General features: G+C 64.1%; 20 protein-coding genes. 11 read left to right on the forward strand and 9 right to left on the reverse strand.

Going from position 1 to position 20,194, the window contains the following annotated elements; translation table 11 throughout:
• Positions 1 to 111: 111 nt before the first annotated feature.
• Entirely contained in the window at positions 112 to 1,710 is a 1,599-nt protein-coding gene (gene dnaA / locus HDG37_RS34045) for a chromosomal replication initiator protein DnaA (protein ID WP_221312238.1), read from the reverse strand.
• A gap of 383 nt (positions 1,711 to 2,093) precedes the next feature.
• On the opposite strand from dnaA, the gene rpmH reads away from it, so the two are divergent.
• From rpmH to yidC, 4 genes are all read left to right on the forward strand, one after another.
• Positions 2,094 to 2,228: a 50S ribosomal protein L34 gene (gene rpmH, locus HDG37_RS34050; RefSeq protein ID WP_004198824.1), complete on the forward strand. Its 135-nt coding sequence runs from the start codon at positions 2,094 to 2,096 to the stop codon at positions 2,226 to 2,228.
• A 19-nt stretch (positions 2,229 to 2,247) separates the two neighbouring features.
• Positions 2,248 to 2,727: a ribonuclease P protein component gene (locus HDG37_RS34055; protein ID WP_409260265.1), complete on the forward strand. Its 480-nt coding sequence runs from the start codon at positions 2,248 to 2,250 to the stop codon at positions 2,725 to 2,727.
• Between the two features lie 112 nt (positions 2,728 to 2,839).
• Positions 2,840 to 3,070, forward strand: coding sequence for a membrane protein insertion efficiency factor YidD (yidD, locus tag HDG37_RS34060; RefSeq protein ID WP_221312241.1), 231 nt, complete (start codon positions 2,840 to 2,842; stop codon positions 3,068 to 3,070).
• Positions 3,071 to 3,100: 30 nt separating this feature from the next.
• A complete protein-coding gene (gene yidC / locus HDG37_RS34065; RefSeq protein WP_184055335.1) occupies positions 3,101 to 4,759 on the forward strand; it encodes a membrane protein insertase YidC in 1,659 nt (552 codons plus the stop codon).
• A 137-nt stretch (positions 4,760 to 4,896) separates the two neighbouring features.
• Here yidC and HDG37_RS34070 read toward each other — a convergent pair whose 3' ends face one another.
• The gene (locus HDG37_RS34070; protein WP_018418931.1) at positions 4,897 to 5,304 is read right to left on the reverse strand and encodes a helix-turn-helix transcriptional regulator; all 408 of its coding nucleotides are present in this window, start codon (positions 5,302 to 5,304) and stop codon (positions 4,897 to 4,899) included.
• Between the two features lie 382 nt (positions 5,305 to 5,686).
• Here HDG37_RS34070 and mnmE point away from each other — a divergent pair, with 382 nt between their 5' ends.
• The 3 genes from mnmE to HDG37_RS34085 all read left to right on the forward strand — a co-directional run bounded on the left by mnmE (position 5,687) and on the right by HDG37_RS34085 (position 8,863).
• Complete coding sequence (gene mnmE / locus HDG37_RS34075) at positions 5,687 to 7,081, forward strand: tRNA uridine-5-carboxymethylaminomethyl(34) synthesis GTPase MnmE (RefSeq protein ID WP_184055337.1); 1,395 nt, start codon at positions 5,687 to 5,689, stop codon at positions 7,079 to 7,081.
• A gap of 183 nt (positions 7,082 to 7,264) precedes the next feature.
• Positions 7,265 to 8,455: an integrase arm-type DNA-binding domain-containing protein gene (locus HDG37_RS34080; RefSeq protein WP_184055339.1), complete on the forward strand. Its 1,191-nt coding sequence runs from the start codon at positions 7,265 to 7,267 to the stop codon at positions 8,453 to 8,455.
• A 246-nt stretch (positions 8,456 to 8,701) separates the two neighbouring features.
• Entirely contained in the window at positions 8,702 to 8,863 is a 162-nt protein-coding gene (locus HDG37_RS34085; RefSeq protein ID WP_184036753.1) for a hypothetical protein, read from the forward strand.
• Between the two features lie 99 nt (positions 8,864 to 8,962).
• Here HDG37_RS34085 and HDG37_RS34090 read toward each other — a convergent pair whose 3' ends face one another.
• A complete protein-coding gene (locus HDG37_RS34090) occupies positions 8,963 to 9,292 on the reverse strand; it encodes an ecotin precursor (protein WP_184055341.1) in 330 nt (109 codons plus the stop codon).
• Positions 9,293 to 9,577: 285 nt separating this feature from the next.
• Between HDG37_RS34090 and HDG37_RS34095 the strand changes: the two genes are divergently transcribed.
• Positions 9,578 to 10,693 (forward strand): diguanylate cyclase, encoded by a 1,116-nt coding sequence (locus HDG37_RS34095; RefSeq protein WP_184055343.1) that lies wholly within the window; start codon positions 9,578 to 9,580, stop codon positions 10,691 to 10,693.
• 29 nt (positions 10,694 to 10,722) lie between these two features.
• Here the strand turns inward: HDG37_RS34095 and HDG37_RS34100 are convergent, their stop codons facing one another.
• Positions 10,723 to 11,562, reverse strand: a complete 840-nt coding sequence (locus HDG37_RS34100; RefSeq protein WP_184055345.1) for an SDR family oxidoreductase — start codon at positions 11,560 to 11,562, stop codon at positions 10,723 to 10,725.
• A gap of 175 nt (positions 11,563 to 11,737) precedes the next feature.
• Here HDG37_RS34100 and HDG37_RS34105 point away from each other — a divergent pair, with 175 nt between their 5' ends.
• The gene (locus HDG37_RS34105; RefSeq protein ID WP_184055347.1) at positions 11,738 to 12,673 is read left to right on the forward strand and encodes a GlxA family transcriptional regulator; all 936 of its coding nucleotides are present in this window, start codon (positions 11,738 to 11,740) and stop codon (positions 12,671 to 12,673) included.
• A gap of 102 nt (positions 12,674 to 12,775) precedes the next feature.
• Complete coding sequence (locus HDG37_RS34110) at positions 12,776 to 13,201, forward strand: HIT family protein (protein WP_184055349.1); 426 nt, start codon at positions 12,776 to 12,778, stop codon at positions 13,199 to 13,201.
• Between the two features lie 204 nt (positions 13,202 to 13,405).
• Here the strand turns inward: HDG37_RS34110 and HDG37_RS34115 are convergent, their stop codons facing one another.
• On the reverse strand, positions 13,406 to 13,585 hold the full coding sequence (locus tag HDG37_RS34115) for a hypothetical protein (RefSeq protein WP_090805511.1): 180 nt from the start codon (positions 13,583 to 13,585) through the stop codon (positions 13,406 to 13,408).
• A 620-nt stretch (positions 13,586 to 14,205) separates the two neighbouring features.
• Here HDG37_RS34115 and sap1 point away from each other — a divergent pair.
• Complete coding sequence (sap1, locus tag HDG37_RS34120) at positions 14,206 to 14,544, forward strand: surface attachment protein Sap1 (protein ID WP_018418921.1); 339 nt, start codon at positions 14,206 to 14,208, stop codon at positions 14,542 to 14,544.
• A gap of 251 nt (positions 14,545 to 14,795) precedes the next feature.
• Here the strand turns inward: sap1 and araH are convergent, their stop codons facing one another.
• The 4 genes from araH to HDG37_RS34140 form a co-directional block, all read right to left on the reverse strand.
• On the reverse strand, positions 14,796 to 15,800 hold the full coding sequence (gene araH / locus HDG37_RS34125; RefSeq protein WP_184055351.1) for an L-arabinose ABC transporter permease AraH: 1,005 nt from the start codon (positions 15,798 to 15,800) through the stop codon (positions 14,796 to 14,798).
• A gap of 74 nt (positions 15,801 to 15,874) precedes the next feature.
• On the reverse strand, positions 15,875 to 17,434 hold the full coding sequence (gene araG / locus HDG37_RS34130) for an L-arabinose ABC transporter ATP-binding protein AraG (protein WP_184055353.1): 1,560 nt from the start codon (positions 17,432 to 17,434) through the stop codon (positions 15,875 to 15,877).
• Positions 17,435 to 17,525: 91 nt separating this feature from the next.
• Positions 17,526 to 18,530: an arabinose ABC transporter substrate-binding protein gene (locus tag HDG37_RS34135; protein WP_184055355.1), complete on the reverse strand. Its 1,005-nt coding sequence runs from the start codon at positions 18,528 to 18,530 to the stop codon at positions 17,526 to 17,528.
• Between the two features lie 160 nt (positions 18,531 to 18,690).
• Positions 18,691 to 20,139, reverse strand: coding sequence for an aldehyde dehydrogenase family protein (locus HDG37_RS34140; protein WP_184055357.1), 1,449 nt, complete (start codon positions 20,137 to 20,139; stop codon positions 18,691 to 18,693).
• Positions 20,140 to 20,194: the final 55 nt, after the last annotated feature.

The following is a 20,194-nucleotide window of genomic DNA, read 5'->3' on the forward strand; positions in this document are numbered from 1 at the left end:
CCCGTTTCTCGATTTACAGCGTTTTCGCGGCCTCATTCAAACCACTGCGTAGCCGCTTTCAGCGTTTCCTGCCGCCGACGTCCGTTTCACGGTCGCGTGGGGCCAGCCCGTTTAGCCCTTCAGCGTCTGCTCCAGCACGTGCAGTTCGTGATTCAGCTGCGCGTCCTTGCTGCGCTCGTCGGCGATCTTACGCACCGCGTGCAGCACCGTCGTGTGGTCGCGCCCGCCGAAAAGCTCGCCGATTTCCGGCAGACTCTTCTGCGTCAATTCCTTCGCCAGGTACATCGCGATCTGCCGCGGCCGCGCGATGTTCGCCGGACGCTTCTTCGAATACATGTCCGCGACCTTGATGCTGTAGAAGTCGGCGACCGTTTTCTGGATGTTTTCCACCGAAATCTGCCGGTTCTGCACCGTCAGCAGGTCTTTCAGCGCTTCCTTGGTCAGTTCGATCGTGATTTCGCGGCCGTGGAACTTCGAATACGCGAGGATCTTGCGCAGCGCGCCCTCGAGCTCGCGCACGTTCGAGCGGAGATGCTTCGCGACGAAGAACGCGACGTCCTCATTCAGGCTCACGAACTCGGATTGCGCCTTGCGCATCAGAATCGCGACGCGCATTTCGAGTTCGGGCGGCTCGATCGCCACCGTCAGGCCGGAGTCGAAGCGCGAGATCAGGCGATCGTCGATACCCGAGATTTCCTTCGGATAGGTATCGCTCGTGATGATCACTTGCGCCTTGTTGGCGACCAGCGCCTCAAAAGCGTAGAAGAATTCCTCCTGCGTGCGCGACTTGCCCGAGAAGAACTGAATATCGTCGATCAGCAGCAGGTCGAGCGAGTGGTAGTAGCGCTTGAAGTCGTCGAACGCCTTGCGCTGGTACGCCTTCACGACATCGGACACGTACTGTTCCGCGTGGATGTAGCGAATCCGCGCGCCGGGTTTGTCCATCAGCAACTGATTTCCGATAGCGTGGATCAGGTGTGTCTTGCCGAGGCCCACGCCACCGTACAGGAACAGCGGGTTATACGAAATGCCGGGGTTGTCGGCGACCTGGATCGCCGCGGCGCGCGCGAGCTGATTCGCCTTACCTGTCACGAAGTTGTCGAAGGTCAGCACGGGGTTCAGCTTCGAGCGCTCGTACATCGAGTCGCTCTCGCTGGATGCCGTGGCGCCCACGCCTTGGCCTGGGCGCCACGTGCGACGTCCGGCGGCGGCTTCGTTCGCGTCCAGGCTCGGCAGATCGAGATCTGCAACGTCTTCGGCGGCGTTGCGCGAATTCGCGTTTTGCGCTGCGAGCGCCGCAGCCGCGGCTGCGGGATTCGCGCGCGCGGCATGCGCGGCGTGCACGGCGCCGACAGCCGCATCGACGGCCGCGACGCCGCCGGCATTACCGCCCTGCGGCGCGGCCGAAGCCGGGCGTGCCGACGACGGAGCCGGCGCCGCGGCCGTTGGGCTACGCATGCCTGCCTTCGGATCCAATACGAATTGCACGTCCACCGGCGCATGCCAGAAATCGCGGGCCATATCCGCGATGCGGCCGGAGAACTGGCTCTTGACCCAGTCGAGCTTGAAGCGGTTCGGCGCGGCAATGCTCAACGTGTTCGCATCGGCGTCGAAGGCGACCGGGGCCAAGGGTTTGATCCACGTCACGTACTGCTGGGGCGTAAGCTCACGCTCCAGCAATGCGGAACAGTGTTGCCAGAATTCGTTCATCAAGTTGCTATCGTTATGGTGTGCACGGCGGTCGCCGCTGCCCCTGTCGCGCACGCGCAACAAGGCCCTGAGCAGCCAGGCGTAACAGCCCCAGGCGCCTGTGCCACAAGGGTGTGCGGGACAAGCGTGCCGGAGCGGCGTGCAACATTTTTGGGAAGTAAGGCGAGATTCTAACGCCAAAACGAACCCGAAAGTGAGTTATCCACAGGGACCGATCGCTTGGTCCGGCAACCCCCGGCTGCGCCAGACGACGGCTAAACTATTGACGGCCAACGGAAAACCAGTTTAAATAGCGGGTTCCGCGAAAACCAATTTCAGTAAACCACCGGCCATTGCGCTTTCAGCGATGATCGCGCGGTTTTTTTCGATCAAGTGAGAGCAACATGAAACGTACCTACCAACCTTCCGTTACCCGTCGCAAGCGCACCCATGGCTTCCGCGTTCGCATGAAGACCGCTGGCGGCCGCAAGGTCATCAACGCACGTCGCGCGAAGGGCCGCAAGCGCCTCGCGATCTAAGGCAAGCGGATTGCGCGCTGTGACCGAAACCCGCGGCGAAGCGGGAGCGGCCGGGGCGCAGCAACCGGGCTCGGTTCCGTTGCGAGCGCAAGCCGCCTTCCCCAAAGCCGCAAGGCTGCTAAAAACGGATGAATTTTCATCCGTTTTTCGTTTGCGGCCGTGGCGCCGTACCGCACACTTCGTCGTGTACGGCCGGCCCACCGGCAACGAGGCGCGTCTTGGCCTCGTGATCGGTAAGAAGTATGCGCCGCGCGCGGCGACGCGGAATCTGGTGCGCCGGATCGCGCGCGAAGCCTTCCGGCTGCGTCGCGCGGAATTCGGCGGTTGGGATGTGCTGCTGCGTCTACACACCCGTTTCGACAAAAAAGCTTTGCCGAGCGCGTCGTCGCCGCCGTTGAAGGCGCTGTGCCGCAGCGAAATCGAGGCGCTGCTCGACAAGGCAGCGCGCGAAATTACCCGTCGTCAGGCGCCGCCCGCGGAGGCGCCCAGGACGGAATGACGCAATGACCGCCCGCACCACCGTCGGCGCAACGGGCGTTGCGCCGACAGCTTCAGAGCGCGGGCGTCGTCCTGTACTTCACGTTGCGCGGCGCCGTACGGCCGCACCTGCCATGCAAACGGTACTCTTCGCTTTATTGCGCTTTTACAAGCTTGCCGTGAGCCCCATGCTCGGCGACCGGTGCCGTTTTTACCCTTCCTGCTCTGATTACGCGCGCGAGGCAATCCAGTATCATGGCGCCGCGCGCGGGACTTATCTCGCCGTGAGGCGTGTTTGCCGCTGCCACCCGTTTTCCGCGGGCGGCATCGATCTCGTCCCGCCACCCACTTCCGAAAAGCGCTGACGCGCCGTTCCATCGACACTGAGACAACGCATGGATATCAAACGCACCGTCCTATGGGTCATCTTTTTCATGTCAGCTGTCATGCTGTTCGACAACTGGCAACGCGACCACGGACGCCCGTCGATGTTCTTCCCGAGCACGACGCCGACCCAGACCGCCGGCAGCGCCGCGCCGGGCACCACGACACCGGGCACCCAGCCGTCCGATCTGCCGACAACCAACGCGGCCGCGCCGGGCAACGCGCCAGCGGCCGAGCAATCGCAGCTCGTGAAGTTCGGCACCGACGTCTATAGCGGCGAAATCGACACCCGCGGTGGCACATTGTCGCGCCTGTCGCTCGTCAAGCAGGGCGACGGCAAGCAGCCGGATCTCGTGATCACGCTGTTCGACAAAACGAACAATCACACGTATCTGGCGCGCACTGGCCTGCTCGGCGGTGACTTCCCGAATCACAACGACATCTTTACGCTGATGCCGAATCAGCCGACCCATCTGGCCGACGGCCAGAACTCGTTCCAGATGAGCTTCGAGTCGCCGGAAAAGGGCGGCCTCCGGGTCATCAAGACGTATACGTTCACGCGCGGCAGCTACGTGATCGGCGTCGAGACGAAGGTCCAGAACGTCGGCACCACCCCGGTGACGCCGCAACTCTATATGGAACTCGTGCGCGACGACCAGCCGGTCGACACGCCGCGCTTCTCGCACACGTTCATCGGACCGGCTGTCTACACGAACGAGCATCACTTCCAGAAGATGACGTTCAGCGATCTCGACAAGAACAAGCAAAACTTCGCGACGTCGGCCAACGACGGCTGGGTCGCGATGGTCCAGCACTACTTCGCGTCGGCCTGGATTCCGCAGGAAGGCGTCAAGCGCGAGTTCTACGCCGAGAAGATCGATCCGTCGCTGTATCGCGTCGGCATGAAGGAGGCGATGCCGACCATCCAGCCGGGTCAGACCGTCAGCGTGTCCGCGCGTCTGTTCGCCGGTCCGGAAGAAGAAAAGATGCTCGCAGGTATCGCGCCGGGTCTCGATCTGGTGAAGGACTACGGCTGGGTCACGATCATCGCGAAGCCGCTGTTCTGGCTGCTGTCGAAGATCCACAGCTATGTCGGCAACTGGGGCTGGTCGATCGTGCTGCTCACGGTGCTGATCAAGGCGGTGTTCTTCCCTCTGTCGGCCGCGAGCTACAAGTCGATGGCGCGCATGAAGGCGATCACGCCGCGCATGCAGGCGCTGCGCGAGCGTTTCAAGGGCGATCCGCAGAAGATGAACGCGGCGCTGATGGAGCTGTACAAGACCGAGAAGGTCAATCCGTTCGGCGGCTGTCTGCCGGTCGTGATCCAGATCCCGGTGTTCATCTCGCTGTACTGGGTGTTGCTGTCGTCGGTGGAAATGCGCGGCGCGCCGTGGATTCTATGGATCCATGATCTGTCACAGCAGGACCCGTACTTCATCCTGCCGATCCTGATGGCCGTGTCGATGTTCCTGCAGACCCGCTTGAACCCGACGCCGCCGGACCCAGTCCAGGCGAAGATGATGATGTTCATGCCGATCGCGTTCTCGGTGATGTTCTTCTTCTTCCCCGCAGGTCTCGTGTTGTACTACGTCGTGAACAACGTGCTGTCGATCGCGCAGCAGTACTACATCACGCGGATGATGGGCAGCTCGAAGGCGAAGCCGGCCTGATGTTCCGTCCGGCGGCGGCCCGCAGGACCGCCGTGACGCAAGCTGAAAACGAAAAGCCGCCCGGTGCGAACCGGGCGGCTTTTTTTATGGTGCGGTTGTAGGAAATGCGGCGGGCGGCTGCGCTTGAGTTTCGTCGTTCACTCTTCGTCGGAATCTTCGCCGTAAAAACGCACGATCATTTCCTCGACCAGATTCCGGTCCTTCGGGGTCAACGATGCGATCTTCGAAGCGAGTTCGATCGTTTCGGGTGTCGGCGGATATTTTTCGCCACGTGCCATCGGTCGTGCGCTGGCGCCGGGCGGTGGTCCGTAATGGAGCCAGTGCTCCTTGACGTTCAACCATTCGGCGAGCGTGCGCAACTTGTCCGGCTTCGGGATCGTCGTGCCCGTCAGCCATTTGTGTGCGGTCTGGGGCGTCACGGGCCGCTCGCCGTAATAGCGAAGATTGAATTGCTCGGCGAGCTTGGTCCCGCCGCGGATTTTCAGCGGCTCGAGCAGATCCTTCAGCCTCTTGGCGAAGGCGGCTTTTTCTTTGTCGGTCGGCATGGGCCAGATTGTGCAATTCGGAGTTCAGCCAGTTGACAACCGATCAAGCTTTGTTTTCTCTTATTTGAGATAGTTTTAGCTTGCAGCGCGCGCCCCATAACGCGTTGCGCGAATTGGATTTTTTTCATCTCCCGATTGCCAGGCTTGGCTTTGCCCGAACTGCAGTTCCTGCCGAGTCTCAATAATTCCTAAGTAGCACGGTAATAATCCTAGCTTAATTGAGATAAATCTGAGTTGTTCAAACGGTAGGGGCGAACGGACACGTCATCCGCTTCGCGTCCTTGTCGCCAGCGCTTCCGTGCGAGGCGCGCGCGTTACAATGCCTCGCGCCGGCTCGACCGACGCGGCCCTGCTCCTCCTCTCCCGTTTCGCCCGACTTCACATGCTCACGACCGACTCCGATTCCATCGTTGCCATTGCTACCGCGCCCGGCCGGGGAGGCATCGGCGTCGTGCGGATTTCGTTCGGCCGCGCTGGCGCGGCGGCGGCCCAGCCGTTGATGCAGGCCCTCACCGGCCAGACGCTCGCGGCGCGTCACGCGAGCTACGTGCCGTTTCTCGACGCGAGCGGCAATCCGCTCGATCGCGGCATCGCGCTGTACTTTCCGGCGCCGCACTCGTACACCGGCGAGCACGTGCTTGAACTGCAAGGCCATGGCGGCCCGGTCGTGCTGCAATTGGTCCTGCAGCGCTGCATCGACGCCGGCCGCGCGTGCGGTCTACGGCTCGCCGAGCCCGGCGAATTCACGCGTCGCGCGTTTCTGAACGACAAGCTCGACCTCGCGCAGGCCGAGGCCGTCGCCGATCTGATCGAGGCAAGCACCGAGGCCGCCGCGCGTTCTGCCGGCCGCTCGCTCGACGGCGCGTTCTCGCGCGATATCCACGCGCTGGTCGAAGAGGTGATCACGCTGCGGATGCTGGTCGAAGCGACGCTCGACTTCCCGGAAGAGGAAATCGACTTCCTCGAAGCCGCCGACGCGCGCGGCAAGCTCGTGCGCATACGCGAGCGTCTCGCGCACGTGCTGAGCGAGGCGCGCCAGGGCGCGTTGCTGCGCGAAGGTTTGTCGGTCGTGCTGGCGGGGCAGCCGAACGTCGGCAAGTCGTCGCTGCTGAACGCGCTCGCCGGCGCCGAACTCGCGATCGTCACGCCGATCGCCGGCACGACGCGCGACAAGGTCGCGCAGACGATCCAGATCGAAGGCATCCCGCTGCACGTGATCGACACGGCCGGCCTGCGCGAGACCGAGGACGAGGTCGAGAAGATCGGCATCGAGCGCACGTGGGGCGAGATCGAGCGCGCGGACGTGGTGCTGCATCTGCTCGACGCGCGCGCCGGAATGACGGCCGGCGACGAAACGATCGCCGGACGCTTTCCGCGCGGCGTGCCCGTCGTCCGCGTGCTGAACAAGACCGACCTGACAGGGCTCGCGCCCGCGACGCAGGCGCTCGACGCCGACCTCGAACTTAGCGAGGTGCGGCTGTCGGCGAAGCAGGGTGACGGCGTCGCGCTGCTGCGCGACGAACTGCTGCGGATTGCCGGCTGGCAGGCGGGCGCGGAGAGCGTCTATCTCGCGCGCGAGCGGCACCTGATCGCGTTGCGCGCGGCCGACGAGCATCTGGCGACCGCCGCCGTGCATGCGGAGCAGAACGCGCAGGCGCTCGATCTGTTCGCCGAGGAATTGCGGCTCGCGCAGGATCAACTGAACTCGATCACCGGTGAGTTCAGTTCGGACGATCTGCTCGGCGTGATTTTCAGCCGATTCTGTATCGGCAAGTAACGCCGAACTTGTGCGTCGCCGCAATCCAGCCGTCATATAAGCTCTCGCTGCCGAATCGGCGCCGCTGCCGCACACGCGAAAATCGCACTCCGTCGACCAAAAACCCATCGAATTTTTGGTACACAAGCGGGCAAAGGTTTAGAATCCAGCTGTCCGAGCCTAAACGTACAGCGTCCCCAAAGCATGCCCCGCCTCGCCACCCCGCTCACCGAATCCGAGATCCGCGCGCTCGAACCGCGCGCGACTCGCTACTGCGTCGCCGACGGCAACGGCCTCGTGATCGAGGTCATGACGACCGGCACCAAGGTCTGGCGCTTCCGCTATACGTTGAACGGCAAGCGTCAGCCGCTCGCGACCATCGGCGATTACCGGATGATTTCGCTGCGCGTCGCGCGCGCGAAGGCGCAGAGGTATGCGGCGCTCGTCGCGCAGGGCATTTCGCCGGTCGCCACCGCGCGGCGCGATCGCGGTGCCGAGAGCAAGGCCGACGTGCTGCGCGAAGCGGCCGAGCTTTATCTCGCGACGGCGCTGGCCGGCAAGTCGGATGAATATCGCCGCACCACGCAGCGCGCGCTCGACAAGGACGTGCTGCCCGCGATCGGCAACAAGCCGATCGGCGCGGTCACCGCTGACGACGTCGTCGCGATCTGCGAGCGCATCAAAAGCCGCGGCTCGCCGAAAATGGCGCTGCACACGCGCAACGTCGTGAAGCGCCTGTACGCATATCTGATCGCGCGCCAGCTCGCGACCAGCAATCCCGCGGAAGTCGTACCGGCGCGCTCGATCGCGACCTTCGACAGCCGCACCCGCGTGCTGTCCGGCGCCGAGATCGGTGTCATGCTGCGCACGATCGACACATCCAATATCCGCCGTCCGCTGAAGCTCGCGCTGCATCTGCTGGTGCTGACGATGGCACGCAAAGCGGACCTCGTCGAATCGACATGGGCCGAGTTCGATCTCGACGACGCGCTGTGGACGATCGCCGCCGCGCGCCTGAACGCGCGCGAGGACCGCGTCGTCCGTCTGCCGCGTCAGGCGGTTGCGCTGCTGCGCGAGCTGCAGCGCGGGCGCAACAGCGAGACGTTCGTGTTCCCGAGCATCAGGGGCGACGATCGGCCGATCGCGAAAAGCACGCTGAACCAGGCAGTCAAGGCATTGGGGCTCGACGTGGAGCATTTCGTGCTGCATGACTTTCGTCGCACCGCGGCGTCGCATCTGCGCGACATGGAACAGCAAACAGCTGCGGCGGGCGACATCGCGAAGCGTGCAGCAACCGACGAAGCGGCGTCGCAGGGTCGCATGCTTCAGAGTTGGGCGGACTTTGTCGATAGCCAGATGGAAGTCGCGCGGCAGACGGCGAACAGGACGGCTTGACGGCATTGTCATGGGTTTTGGCGCCATGTGACGCTTGCCGTCAGGCCGGTAACAGGATGGTACACAGGCTAATGCGACCTCGCCCAGACGCTAAGCAAATAAAGGAAAAATCATCAAAAAAACAGGTTTCCAAACCGGGCGCAAATGCGCCTTTTTTCGCTTCTCTGGACCGTTTGACATCGTCGTTCTTTCCCCGCTTCCTTCGCCTACACTGAGAGATGGATGCAAGCCGATACGGAGGTTCCGATGCCTGAATCAATGCTCGCTTATCTGATGGGGCCCGCCGTCATGCTGGTGGTCGGCCTTGCCATCTGGATGATGTCGCGTCACCGCGACCCGTCCAGGCCGCCCAGGCTCGAGCGCTGGCTCGACACGCATTACGCGGAGTGGCTGCATCACAAGCATTAAGCCGTGCCTCAAATGGAAAAAGGCCGTCGCATTGGGCGACGGCCTTTTTGTCTGCGCGTTGTTCGGCTAAATCATCCGCGCATCAGAGCCTTGCCGCGCTCACCACTGCGGCTCGGGTTGCGGTTGCGCATAGCCGTACTGTCCGGGCGGCGGTGCGCCGCACGCGACATAGGCGCGCTGATACTGGTCGTAGCAATATCCGGGCGGCGGTGCCCCGTAAGCCGGCGCGGGCTGGTACGCGGGCTCGGCATAGACCGGCTGCGGATACGCGACCACCGGCGCCGGCGTCAACGCCGAGGTGACCACCGCGCCCAGCACCGCGCCGCCAATCAGCGCACCCACCACATCACCGCCGTGTCCGTGCGCGGACGCCTGGCCCGCCACCGTCAAACTACCCGCCATCACCAACGCCACTGCGATCTTTTTCATATTGAGCTCCCGCCGTTCAGGCATGGACGAATTGTCGCCGGCGCGCGCGGAAATAGATGCTGCAGTTGGTAACCGGAGATTAACTCTGTAACAGGTGCATAACGTTGGACGCGTTAACCCACGCGAGGCATTGCGCTGCTTTTCATCCAGGCATCGGGGGGAAGATCGCCGCGCTGGCCTCGATGCGGGCGCCGACTATTATCTGACCAAGGGCAGTGGTCAGCGAGCGCCTCGCCTCCCCGCAAGCTGACGTGCCCTCCCTGAACTTCATCCTGGCCGAACCACATGGACACTTCTAAACCGCCCCAGAACGCCGCAACGCTGCATCCCGCAGACGACGCGAACGCGCAGGCGCACGCGCTCGTCGCTGAGGATGCGCCCAGTCTCGCCAGCGACGACGCGCTCGCGCGCATCTTCGCCGACCCGCCGGCGGCCGAGTGCCCGATCATGGTGCTGCTGGTCGGCGACCAGGCGGTCATCGCCGAGGGGGTGCGCGAGGCGCTCGCCGACGAGCCGGGCATCGACTTTCGCTACTGCGCGTCATGGGAAGTCGCGGTGCGCTGCGCCGAGGAAACGCGCGCGACGGTGATCCTGCAAGATCTCGTGATGCCGGGCACCGACGGTCTGACGCTGGTGCGGCAATACCGGCTGAATGCCGCCACTCGCGACATCCCGATCGTCGTGCTGTCGACCAACGAAGAGCCGCTAGTCAAAAGCGCGGCGTTCGCGGCCGGTTCGAGCGACTACCTCGTGAAGCTGCCCGACCGCATCGAGCTGATAGCGCGCATCCGCTATCACTCGCGCTCGTATCTACACCTGCTGCAACGCGACGAGGCGTACCGCGCGCTGCGGCAATCTCAGCGGCAACTGCTGGCGACGAATCTGGAGTTGCAGCGGCTCACGCATTCGGACGGTCTGACCGGCCTGTCGAACCGCCGCTACCTCGACCAGTATCTGGCGGCAGAATGGCACCGCGGCACCCGCGACAAGACCGGCCTCGGCCTCCTGATGATCGACGTCGATCACTTCAAGGCCTACAACGACACCTATGGGCACGTCGCCGGCGACGAAGTGCTGAAGAGCGTCGCGCATACGATCGAAGCGTGCCTCGGCCATTCACTGGATCTCGCCGCGCGCTTCGGCGGCGAGGAGTTCGCGGTGGTCGTGCCGGACGCGTCGGCGGGCGGCTTGCGCCTGCTCGCGGAGAAAATCCGCATCGCAGTCGAAGACCGCGCGATCACCCATGCGGGCTCGGCAGAGGGCGTCGTCACGATCAGCATCGGCGCGGCGATGGTGGTGCCCTCGGCCGCCGAACCAGTCACGACGCTGATCGAGGCCGCCGGCGTCGGCCTGTATCGCGCGAAACACGACGGCAAGAATCAGGTGGCCGTGAGCGGCTGAGTCTGGCGCCGCCCTCCTCAACCTTCGGCTTACGCGGCTACGGCGCGCGTATAGCGCTCGGCCGGCGCGCTGCGCGACAGATTCGGCTGCAGATGCAAACGCGCGATGTTCAGACGCTCCCAGTCGGCGGCATCGGGCAACGACGGGATCGTCACCAGTTCGCCCTGGTCGAGACCGGCAAGCGCCGCGTCGACCATGTCCTCGGCGCTCATCACGATCTGCGAAGGCAGGTTCTCGACCGCGAGACCCGCGCGATCCCAGAACGCGGTGCTCGTCGCGCCCGGCAGCACCGCTTGCAGCCGCACGCCCTTGCCGCCCACCTCGTGATGCAGCGACTGCGTGAGGTTCAACACGTAGGCCTTGGTGCCGCTATAGGTGCCGTTCAACAATTCCGGCGCCAGCGCGACGATCGACGAAATATTGATCACCGTACCGGCGCCGCGCGCGATGAAGCCCGGCAACACCGCCGCCGTCAGGCGCGTGAGCGAGGTCACGTTCAGCTCGATCATCTGCTCGAGTTCATCGATGTCGGAGTCGACCAGCGTCTTGGTCGCGCCGACGCCCGCGTTGTTGATCAGCATCGTGATGCCTGGCTCGGCGCGCAACTGGTTCTCGATGCGGCGCACGTCGGCCTTGTTGGTCAGATCGGCGCTGACGGTGCTCACGCGGCGGCCGGTTTCCTTCGTCAGCCGGTCGGCGAGGCTGCTGAGGCGTGCGCCGTCGCGCGCGATCAGCAGCAGGTCGTAGCCGCGTCGCGCGAGCCGGTCCGCGTAGACCGCCCCGATACCCGACGATGCGCCCGTGACCACCGCCGTACCCTTGCCTTCGTTCGAATTGCCTTGTACGCCCTTGTCTGCCTGCGTTGCCATTGAAGCTCTCCTTGCGGGCCGCGCATGATGCGGCCGCCCTGTCCGGTAAATGGGAACATCCGTGAACTCGCCGCCTGGCGGCTTTTGCGCTGATACGGCGGGGTTGACGAGCTGAGTTTAGGCGCGTACTGTTTTGTCTCAAATGTCGTATTTCCCTCGTTTCCGGACATCGCAAATGAAACGCATCGGCGTGGTGGTCTTTCCGGGCTTTCAGATCCTCGACATGGTCGCGGTATCGATTTTCGAACTCGCTAATCAGGACACCGGCGAGCCCGCGTACGACGTAGCGGTGATCTCCGAGCACGGCGGCATGGTGCGCAGCTCGGCGGGCGTCGAGGTCGCGACGCGCCCGTTCGGCGATCCCGCCTACGACACGGTGATCGTCACCGGCGCGATGGAGATCGCGCCGTCGTCGCCGGGGCTGCTCGCGTTTCTGAACGACGCCCTCGCCGCCTCACGCCGCACCGCGAGCATCTGCACCGGCGCGTTCGTGCTCGCCGAAGCGGGCATCCTCGACGGCCGCCACGCGACTACGCACTGGGCGCATGCGCGCGATTTGCAACGGCGCTTTCCGCGCGCGCGGGTCGACGAGGACCGCATCTTCATCGTCGACGGCTCGGTGTGGACGTCGGCCGGCATGACCGCGTGTATCGATCTGTGCCTCGCGCTCGTCGAGAACGACCTCGGCGTCGCGGTTTCGCGCGCGATCGCGAAGAAGCTCGTGGTCTATCACCGGCGCACCGGCGGGCAATCGCAGTACTCCGCGATGCTCGATCTCGAACCGAAATCCGATCGGATCCAGAACGCGCTGTCGTATGCGAAGAGCCATCTGCGCGAGCCGCTGACCGTCGAGCAGCTCGCCGACGTCGCGCATCTGAGCCCGCGCCAGTTCAGCCGCGCGTTTCGCGACGAGACGCGCCAGTCGCCGGCCCGCGCGATCGAGGCGCTGCGTGTCGAAGCGGCTCGCACGATGCTCGAAACCGGCCGTCATTCGATCGAAACCGTTGCAGCCGACACGGGCTTCATCGACCCCGAGCGGATGCGGCGCGCGTTTTTGCGCGCGTTCGGCCAGCCACCTCAAGCGATCCGGCGTGCCGCACGCGTGGCGTAAGCGTTCGGGTAGAGAATAGGAAACCCGCGGTGCGAAGCTACGCAAAAAACAGTATCCCGCTCGACCCGTGAATCGAACCCAGCCCAAATGAAAGGAAACGCGATGAGCTACAACGACAGCAACCCGTTCGCCAAAATCTTGCGCGGCGAACTACCGTGCATCAAGGTGGCCGAAAACGACCAGGCGCTGGCTTTCATGGACTTGATGCCGCAGGCCGACGGCCATCTGCTCGTCGTGCCGAAGGAAGCGGTCGCGGAAATTTTCGATCTGTCGGATGCGGCGCTCGTCGCGTCGGCGCGCATGGCGCAAAAGCTCGCGATCGCGGTGCGCGCGGCACTGCGTCCTGACGGCGTGTTCATCGGCCAGTTCAACGGCGCGGCGGCGGGACAGACAGTGCCGCACGTCCATTTCCACGTGATTCCGCGCTGGGAAGGCCAACCGCTGAAGCTGCATGCGCGCGAGGTCGCCGATCCGGACACGCTCGAAGCGCTCGCCAAACGGATTCGCGCGCACTGGCGCGCCCACTGAAGCGCGACGCGAGGCCTGCCGATGCAACGTCGCGCCCCGCATTACGGTCACGCCCGGTAACAACTGTAAAAGCCGTTGAAACCACCGATTAGCGTGTCGCGACTAGACTGCTATTGCCTTGTGTTCAAGGCATTGAGTGTGGATCTCTTTTTTCAGCCTGCCCCTGCGGCAGGCTTTTTTTCTTTGGGGACCCGCTTCGCAATCTCAGAGCCGCTCGCGCGAACGGCGTAGCGGATGCCGCCAGTCGATGCGTCGGCGACGCGCTCGCAACGGCCGTCCGTCGTGCAGGTCTCGATGCTCCTGCCACAGTTCGTCGGAAAAAAGAAACATGACGATCAGCAGCGGAACGACCAGAAAAATCCCGAGTATTACGTGCTCGTTCACGATAGCCTCCGGGTGCAGGAGATTCGTTTTCATTGTAGAGCACCGCCTGTACCCGCATACCGGCTCGACGAAGATCCACCTGGATTCAGGCCGCCGCGAAGGGTACATCGCACTGCGGTCGCGCCCCCCTCGCCTGTCCACGCGGCTTTGCGCCGCGCGGCTTTTTTTCATGCGTTTTCGGCAATGGCGCGTTGCAAGCGTTTCACCAAGGCCCGTGAAAGACGGCTGGCACTGTTTGTTTTCTGCACTTGCCTCGTTATTGCGCATCGCAGCTTTTGCCTGTGGAATGACTTTGTGTGCGACGCACAAACCCATTGATTAAATTGTATTAAATCGCTTAATTGACGCTACGCGTTTACGTGAATGCGCGCGCAAAGCTTTACCAGCTAAGGCGTGGGCGAGAGTGGATTTTTAGTTATTCATTTCATTGCCATTTGGTCAGGCGCGTGCTCAAGCTTTAATCAGCTTCGACAGCAGCTGCGACAATTCGCCACTGTTGCGATCGCACACAAGATGTGCTTGTCGTTCTCCTCGGTTCTCCTAGAGTGCGAGATGCGGGTCCACCGTTAAAGTTAAATACATAGCTAACCGAGATTTTTCGGCCCGCCCCGGAGGAACGAATGAAAACTCGAATTGCCGTTGTTTTCGCCATCGCGGGTTTGGCTGCCGCTAGCGTTCAGGCGCAAGACGTCGTGATCAAGCCGCAGCAAACGATCCAGTTCAAGGCCAATGCCTATGGCTGCGTATCGAAGGACAAGCTCGATGCCGCCGATCACCACGCGCAAGCCGGTGAACAGCAGCAGATGCAGGAATTCTTCTCCGGATATCAATGCGTGTCGACTCCGACCGACTCGAGTTTCCGCGTGGTGCGCGTGGTCGGCCACGACGTCGAGTTCGTGAATTCAGCCAATAGCGATACCGAGGGACTCTGGGCGAACGACCGATTCATCAAGCAATAAGTACAACACCGGTATTCCGGCAAAAGCCGGAATACGGTCGCATGCGTATCCGCTGCGGCTTTAAAAGTCGCAGGCGTGAGCGCGTGAGCTAAAAGAGACGGCTTGGGCATTCCGATGCCAAGCCGTTTTTATTGCTTTTGATACTTGCCAGGCTTCACCTGCAATAAAAAAGCCGATGCGGGTTTTATCGACCCGCATCGGCAGTACGCCTTCTCGCAAAGCGCAGGAAACCGGCCGCGAGCAACGGCGCGTCAGTGCACGCGCTTGCTGCGGCGGAACTGGTCGAACAGAACCGCGAGCAGCAGGATGCCGCCGCGAATCAGATACTGATAGAACGTCGGTACGTTCAGCAGGCTCATGGCGTCCTGCACGGAACCCATGATCAGCACGCCGACCAGCACGCCGGAGATCGTCGCGACACCGCCGGTCAGCGACACACCTCCGAGCACGCACGCGGAAATCACGCCGAGCTCGAGCCCGACCGACGTCTTCGGATCGCCGAGGCTCATGCGCGACGCGAGCATCACGCCCGCGAAGCCGGTCACGAGGCCTTGCAGCACGAACACGGTGATCTTGATCCGCGTGACGGGCAGCCCCGCGAGCACAGCCGCTTCGCTATTGCCGCCGACGGCCAGCACGTTCTTGCCGAACACGGTCTTTTTCAGCAGGAAGCCGAACAGAACAAAGCCGACGATGTTGCTCCAGATCGGATAAGAAATGCCGAGGAACGAGCCGCCGCCGAGGTCGAAGAAGCGCTCCTCGGAGATCATCACCGCGTCGCCGTTCGAGGTGATGTACGCGAGGCCGCGCACGACCTCCATCATCGCGAGCGTGACGATCAGCGAGTTGATCTTGTAGCGCGCGACCAGCGTGCCGTTGACGAGCCCGACCGCGCCGCCCGCGAGCACGCCGGCCGTGATGCCGACTAACACGCTGTGCGTCGCGGTGATCAGCACGGAAGCCACCACGCCCGAAAACGCGACGATCGACGCTACCGACAGGTCCACCTCGCCGAGCGCGAGCACGAACATCATCGTGACGGAGATCGAGCCGATCAGCGTGACCGACAGCAGCAGGCCCTGGATATTGCGCGTGCTCAGAAAGTCTGGGACCGTGAACGACAGCACCGCGAACAGGGCGATGAACACCATCACGATGCCGGATTTGTTGATCAGGTCCCAGGTGCGCGCGGCGCGCGCGGTCAAGCCCACGGAGGCGACGGCGGGGGTCGAGGAATCGGTGGAAGGTGTATTCATGATGTCTGTTCCATTCAATGCCGTTTTCGTTGCGGTATTCGGTAAGAGGTCTGGTGGCGCGATCCGTTGGGCGATCAGCGCGGCAATGCCAGCTTGATCAGCGCATCCGGCGTGGCCTGCGCCTTCGGCAGATCGCCGACGATGCGGCCTTCCTTCATCACGATCACGCGATCGGTCACGCCGATCACCTCGGCGAGATCGCTCGACACGACGATGACCGTGCGGCCCGCCTCGGCGAGCCCATACAGCAGCCCATAGATCTCGCTGCGCGCCCCGACGTCGATGCCGCGCGTCGGCTCGTCCATCAGGAACACGTCGATCTCTTCGGCGAGCCAGCGCGACAGGATCACCTTCTGCTGATTGCCGCCGGACAGCGTGCCGATCGGCGTGTCGCCGTTGCGCGTCTTGATCGCGAGCTTGCCGATGAATTCACGCGTGGTCTGCGCTTCCTTGCGGCCGTTGAGCACGCTGAAGCGGCTGAAGTGGCGGCGGCAGCTGATGTTCAGGTTGTCCGACACCGACGCGATCGACACGATGCCTTCCTGCTTGCGATCCTCGGGACACAGCGCGACACCGGCGCGCACCGCGTCGCGCGGCGTGGCGAACTGCACGCGCTTGCCCTTCAGCGCGACCTCGCCGGCGCTCGGCTTGACCGCGCCGTAGATCAGCTTCATCAGCTCGGAGCGGCCCGCGCCGACGAGCCCGAAGAAGCCGACGATCTCACCCTTGCGCGCCGAAAACGATGCCGGTTCGCGCAGGCCCGGTCCCATCAGGCCGTCGACCTGAAGCTGCACGTCGCCTTGCTCGCGCGCGCGATAGCCGTACACATCGGTGATCGAGCGCCCCACCATGCAGCGGATCAGCCGATCGCGGTCGAGTCCCGCGCCGGCCTCGAAGGTGTCGATGCGGCGGCCGTCGCGAAACACCGTGACGCGATCGCACAGTTCGTAGACTTCATCCATCCGGTGCGTGACGTAGATGATCGCGCGGCCTTCGGCCTTCAGCGCGCGGATGATGCGGAACAGTTGCGTGGTTTCGCGCGACGACAGCGAGCTGGTCGGTTCGTCGAACGCGATCACGCGCGCGTCGCGCATCAGCGCCTTGCCGATTTCGATCATCTGCCGCTGACCGATCGACAGATGCTTGACCTGCTGCGACGGATCGAGCTTTTCGCCGAGCCGTTCGAGCTCGCGCATCGCACGCGCGACCAAAGCCTTTTCGTCCAGTACGCCGAAGCGATTCGGCAGGGCGCCGAGCATCAGATTCTCGGCGACCGTCAGCTCCGGCACCAGATGCAGTTCCTGATAGATGATCGCGATGCCCGCGGCGATCGCCGCCTTGGTCGTCGCGAACTGCTGCTCGATGCCGTCGAGCGACAACGCGCCCGAGACAGGATGATTGACGCCGGACAGCACCTTCAGCAGCGTCGATTTGCCGGCGCCGTTTTCGCCCATCAGGCCGTGCACCTCGCCGCGGCGCACTTCTAGCGAGACCTGGTCGAGCGCGAGCACGCCCGGAAAGCGCACGGTGATGCCGTCGAGCCGGAGATAGGGGGCGTCGGATGCGGGCGTCGTTGCAGGCGCGGGCGCGAGCGCCGCCTCGCTGGCATGAGACCCGGTGAATAAGGACGTCATCGAAAAACCTCGAACGGATGAACCTGAGCGGGCCGCGCTCGCGCTAAACGCGAGGCACGAGGCGGCCCGCCGTCTGCTGCGAGAACCTCGCTTAAATACCCAGTTCCTTGCGCACGTCCAGCCAGTTGCTGCGCACCATCAGCTTGCCGGTGGTCTGCGTGTCGGCGGGCGGCTGCTTGCCGTCCTTGATCCACTCGATAAGGTTCTCGGTGCTTTCCTTGCCGTGGTTCGTCGAGCTGACCGCGATCGTGCCGTAGAAGCCCGTCGGTTCCTTTTTCTGGAACTCGGCGAACGCCTCGCCCGCGCCGTTGATGCCGACGCCGATCACGTCCGCGGCCGGAATATGCAGTTGCTCGGTCGCGCGCACGCCGCCGAGCACGCTTTCCTCGTTGAGCGCGAAGATCACCCACTTCTTGATGTTCGGATGCTGCGCGAGCACCGGCGACACCGCGTTGAAGCCGCCTTCGTCGTCGGTGGTTTTCTGCGGCGCGTCGAAGACGTTTTCCTTCTTGAAGCCGCCGGCGAGCAGCGACTGCGTCGCGCCGTCGGTGCGCAGCTTCGCGGTCGGCAGCTCATAGTCCGTGATACGCAGCGCGCCGACTTCCTCAGGCTTCCAGCCGCGGCGCTTCATTTCCTCGGCGATCGCCTGGCCCACCTGGTTGCCGATCTTGAAGGCCGACATCCCGAGGTGCGGCACGTTCGCCAGCGGCTTGCCGGTCGAATCGACCAGTTGGTCGTCGACGGTCACGAACTTCATGTTGTAGCGCTTCGCTCGCGCCTGAATCGCCGGTCCGAGACGCACGTCGGGCGCGCAGATCACGAAGCCCTTCGCGCCTTGCGCGCCGAGGTTGTCGATCGCGGCCAGCACCTTTTCGCCGTCGGGCGTGCCGATGTTGACGACCGAGAAGCCGTCCTTCTTGCCGAGCGCGGTCGCGGCTTTCTGTTCGTTGATGAACCACGCCTGTTCGGGCATCTTCACGAGGAAGCCGACTTTGAGCGGCTCATCCGCGTGGGCGGACAGTTGTGCGGCGAACGGGGCGGCGAGGGCGGCGGCGGCCATCGCGGTCAGGGTCAAACGGCGAAGCTTGCTGGTCATCTACTGTCTCCTGAGGGTGAAAAGCTGCATTGATGTCGTGTAGTTGCAGCGGGGTAACGCGGGCGGCCTCAGCCGTCGCGCGAATCGGGGCGGATCTGCGCGCGGCACGCCGGGCGGTTCGTGCAAGTCGCGGTGAAAACGGTGGCGCGGCTCATTGCTTCTAGCTCGCCAGATACGCCGTTTTCACGGCGGTCCAGAACGCGGCATCGCTCGCGCCATAGGCCGACGCCTTGCGCCCGCCGCCGGGTCCATGATGCTCGACGGCCGTGGTCGGCAGATTGATCGTGACGAGACCGCTCTGCACGTGGCGGCGAAAATGCCGCGCGCGTTCGAGCGAGCGCGTACAGATGCCGGCGCACAGTCCGTAGGCGGTGTCGTTCGCGAGATGTAGCGCGTGTTCGTAATCGTCCGCGCACAGCACGACCGCGAGCGGCCCGAAAATCTCTTCACGCGCGATGCGATGCTCCGATTCGCCGATAAACAGCGCCGGCTCGAAAAAATAGCCGCGCGTCGCGCGCTCCAGTCGCCGCCCGCCGCGCAGCAACTGCGCGCCTTCCTGCTCGCCGACGCGCACGTAGTCGAGATTGCGTTCGAGCTGCGCGGCGTTCGCCACCGGGCCGATATCGGTGCCGTGCTTCAACGCGTGATCGACGGTGAGTTTCGCGAGCTTTGCCTGCAACGCGTCGACGAACGGCGCGAACACCGCGCGTTCGAGGATCAGCCGCGCGGCCGCCGTGCTGCGCTGGCCGGTCGCGCTGAAGGCACCGGTGAGCGTCGCGTCGACCGCGCCGTCGAGATCGGCGTCGGCCAGCACGACGAACGGATTCTTGCCGCCCATCTCGAGCTGCACGCGCGCCTGGCGCGTCGCGGCGGCCTGCAGCACGCGCGTGCCGGTGTCGGACGAACCGGTGAAGCTGATCGCCGCGACGAGCGGATGCGCGACGATGCGCGCGCCGACCTTGCGCCCGCTGCCCATCACGAGGTTGAACACGCCGGCCGGCAAGCCCGCGCGACTGACGATCGACGCGAGCGCCGCCGCGCAGGCCGGTGCCGATTCGGCCGGCTTGTAGACGACGCAGTTGCCGTGCGCGAGCGCGGCGCCGATCTTCGCGGCGGCGATCGCGAGCGGCGCGCTCCAAGGCGCGATGATGCCGACCACCCCGAGCGGCTCGCGCGTCACGTCGATTTCGACGCCGGCACGCGCCGACGCGAGCGGCTCGACGAACGCGCGCAGCGCCTCGGCCGCGAACAGCTTGAACAGTTGGCCTGCGCGCGTCGCTTCGGCGAGCGCCTCGGGCAGCACCTTGCCGACTTCACGCGCGAGCAGCCGGGCCAGCTCCTCGCGGCGCGCGAGCATTTCGCTGCCGATCGCGTCGAGCGCGTCGGCGCGGCGCTGTGCGGAGGCGAGCGACCAGTCGCGAAACGCCGCGTGCGCAGCCTCGATCGCGCTGTCGGTCTGCCGCACGTCCGCGCGCACGTATTCGCCGACGGGCTCGTCGAGATCCGACGGATTGAACGACACGCCCGTGGTCGCGCCAGTCTCCCATCCGCCATTGATGTAATGGCGAAACGGGCCGGCAACGAGGGGGACGAGCGGATCGCGGTTCATCGGCGAAAAAAGGCACACCGTAAGTTCACAAAAGTCCACGAATGGTATGAGCCGG

The sequence above is a fragment of the Paraburkholderia sp. MM5384-R2 genome, assembly GCF_014201025.1.
GTDB lineage: Bacteria > Pseudomonadota > Gammaproteobacteria > Burkholderiales > Burkholderiaceae > Paraburkholderia > Paraburkholderia tuberum.

Bases quoted from the DNA above. Each gene is read 5' to 3' on its own strand.
- HDG37_RS34110 (WP_184055349.1), top strand. From the start codon at position 12,776: ATGAGCTACAACGACAGCAACCCGTTCGCCAAAATCTTGCGCGGCGAA.
- HDG37_RS34095 (WP_184055343.1), top strand. From the start codon at position 9,578: ATGGACACTTCTAAACCGCCCCAGAACGCCGCAACGCTGCATCCCGCA.
- HDG37_RS34100 (WP_184055345.1), bottom strand. From the start codon at position 11,562: ATGGCAACGCAGGCAGACAAGGGCGTACAAGGCAATTCGAACGAAGGC.
- HDG37_RS34135 (WP_184055355.1), bottom strand. From the start codon at position 18,530: ATGACCAGCAAGCTTCGCCGTTTGACCCTGACCGCGATGGCCGCCGCC.
- HDG37_RS34140 (WP_184055357.1), bottom strand. From the start codon at position 20,139: ATGAACCGCGATCCGCTCGTCCCCCTCGTTGCCGGCCCGTTTCGCCAT.
- HDG37_RS34105 (WP_184055347.1), top strand. From the start codon at position 11,738: ATGAAACGCATCGGCGTGGTGGTCTTTCCGGGCTTTCAGATCCTCGAC.
- sap1 (WP_018418921.1), top strand. From the start codon at position 14,206: ATGAAAACTCGAATTGCCGTTGTTTTCGCCATCGCGGGTTTGGCTGCC.
- yidC (WP_184055335.1), top strand. From the start codon at position 3,101: ATGGATATCAAACGCACCGTCCTATGGGTCATCTTTTTCATGTCAGCT.
- mnmE (WP_184055337.1), top strand. From the start codon at position 5,687: ATGCTCACGACCGACTCCGATTCCATCGTTGCCATTGCTACCGCGCCC.
- HDG37_RS34090 (WP_184055341.1), bottom strand. From the start codon at position 9,292: ATGAAAAAGATCGCAGTGGCGTTGGTGATGGCGGGTAGTTTGACGGTG.
- yidD (WP_221312241.1), top strand. From the start codon at position 2,840: ATGCAAACGGTACTCTTCGCTTTATTGCGCTTTTACAAGCTTGCCGTG.
- dnaA (WP_221312238.1), bottom strand. From the start codon at position 1,710: ATGAACGAATTCTGGCAACACTGTTCCGCATTGCTGGAGCGTGAGCTT.
- rpmH (WP_004198824.1), top strand. From the start codon at position 2,094: ATGAAACGTACCTACCAACCTTCCGTTACCCGTCGCAAGCGCACCCAT.
- araG (WP_184055353.1), bottom strand. From the start codon at position 17,434: ATGACGTCCTTATTCACCGGGTCTCATGCCAGCGAGGCGGCGCTCGCG.
- HDG37_RS34085 (WP_184036753.1), top strand. From the start codon at position 8,702: ATGCCTGAATCAATGCTCGCTTATCTGATGGGGCCCGCCGTCATGCTG.
- araH (WP_184055351.1), bottom strand. From the start codon at position 15,800: ATGAATACACCTTCCACCGATTCCTCGACCCCCGCCGTCGCCTCCGTG.
- HDG37_RS34070 (WP_018418931.1), bottom strand. From the start codon at position 5,304: ATGCCGACCGACAAAGAAAAAGCCGCCTTCGCCAAGAGGCTGAAGGAT.
- HDG37_RS34080 (WP_184055339.1), top strand. From the start codon at position 7,265: ATGCCCCGCCTCGCCACCCCGCTCACCGAATCCGAGATCCGCGCGCTC.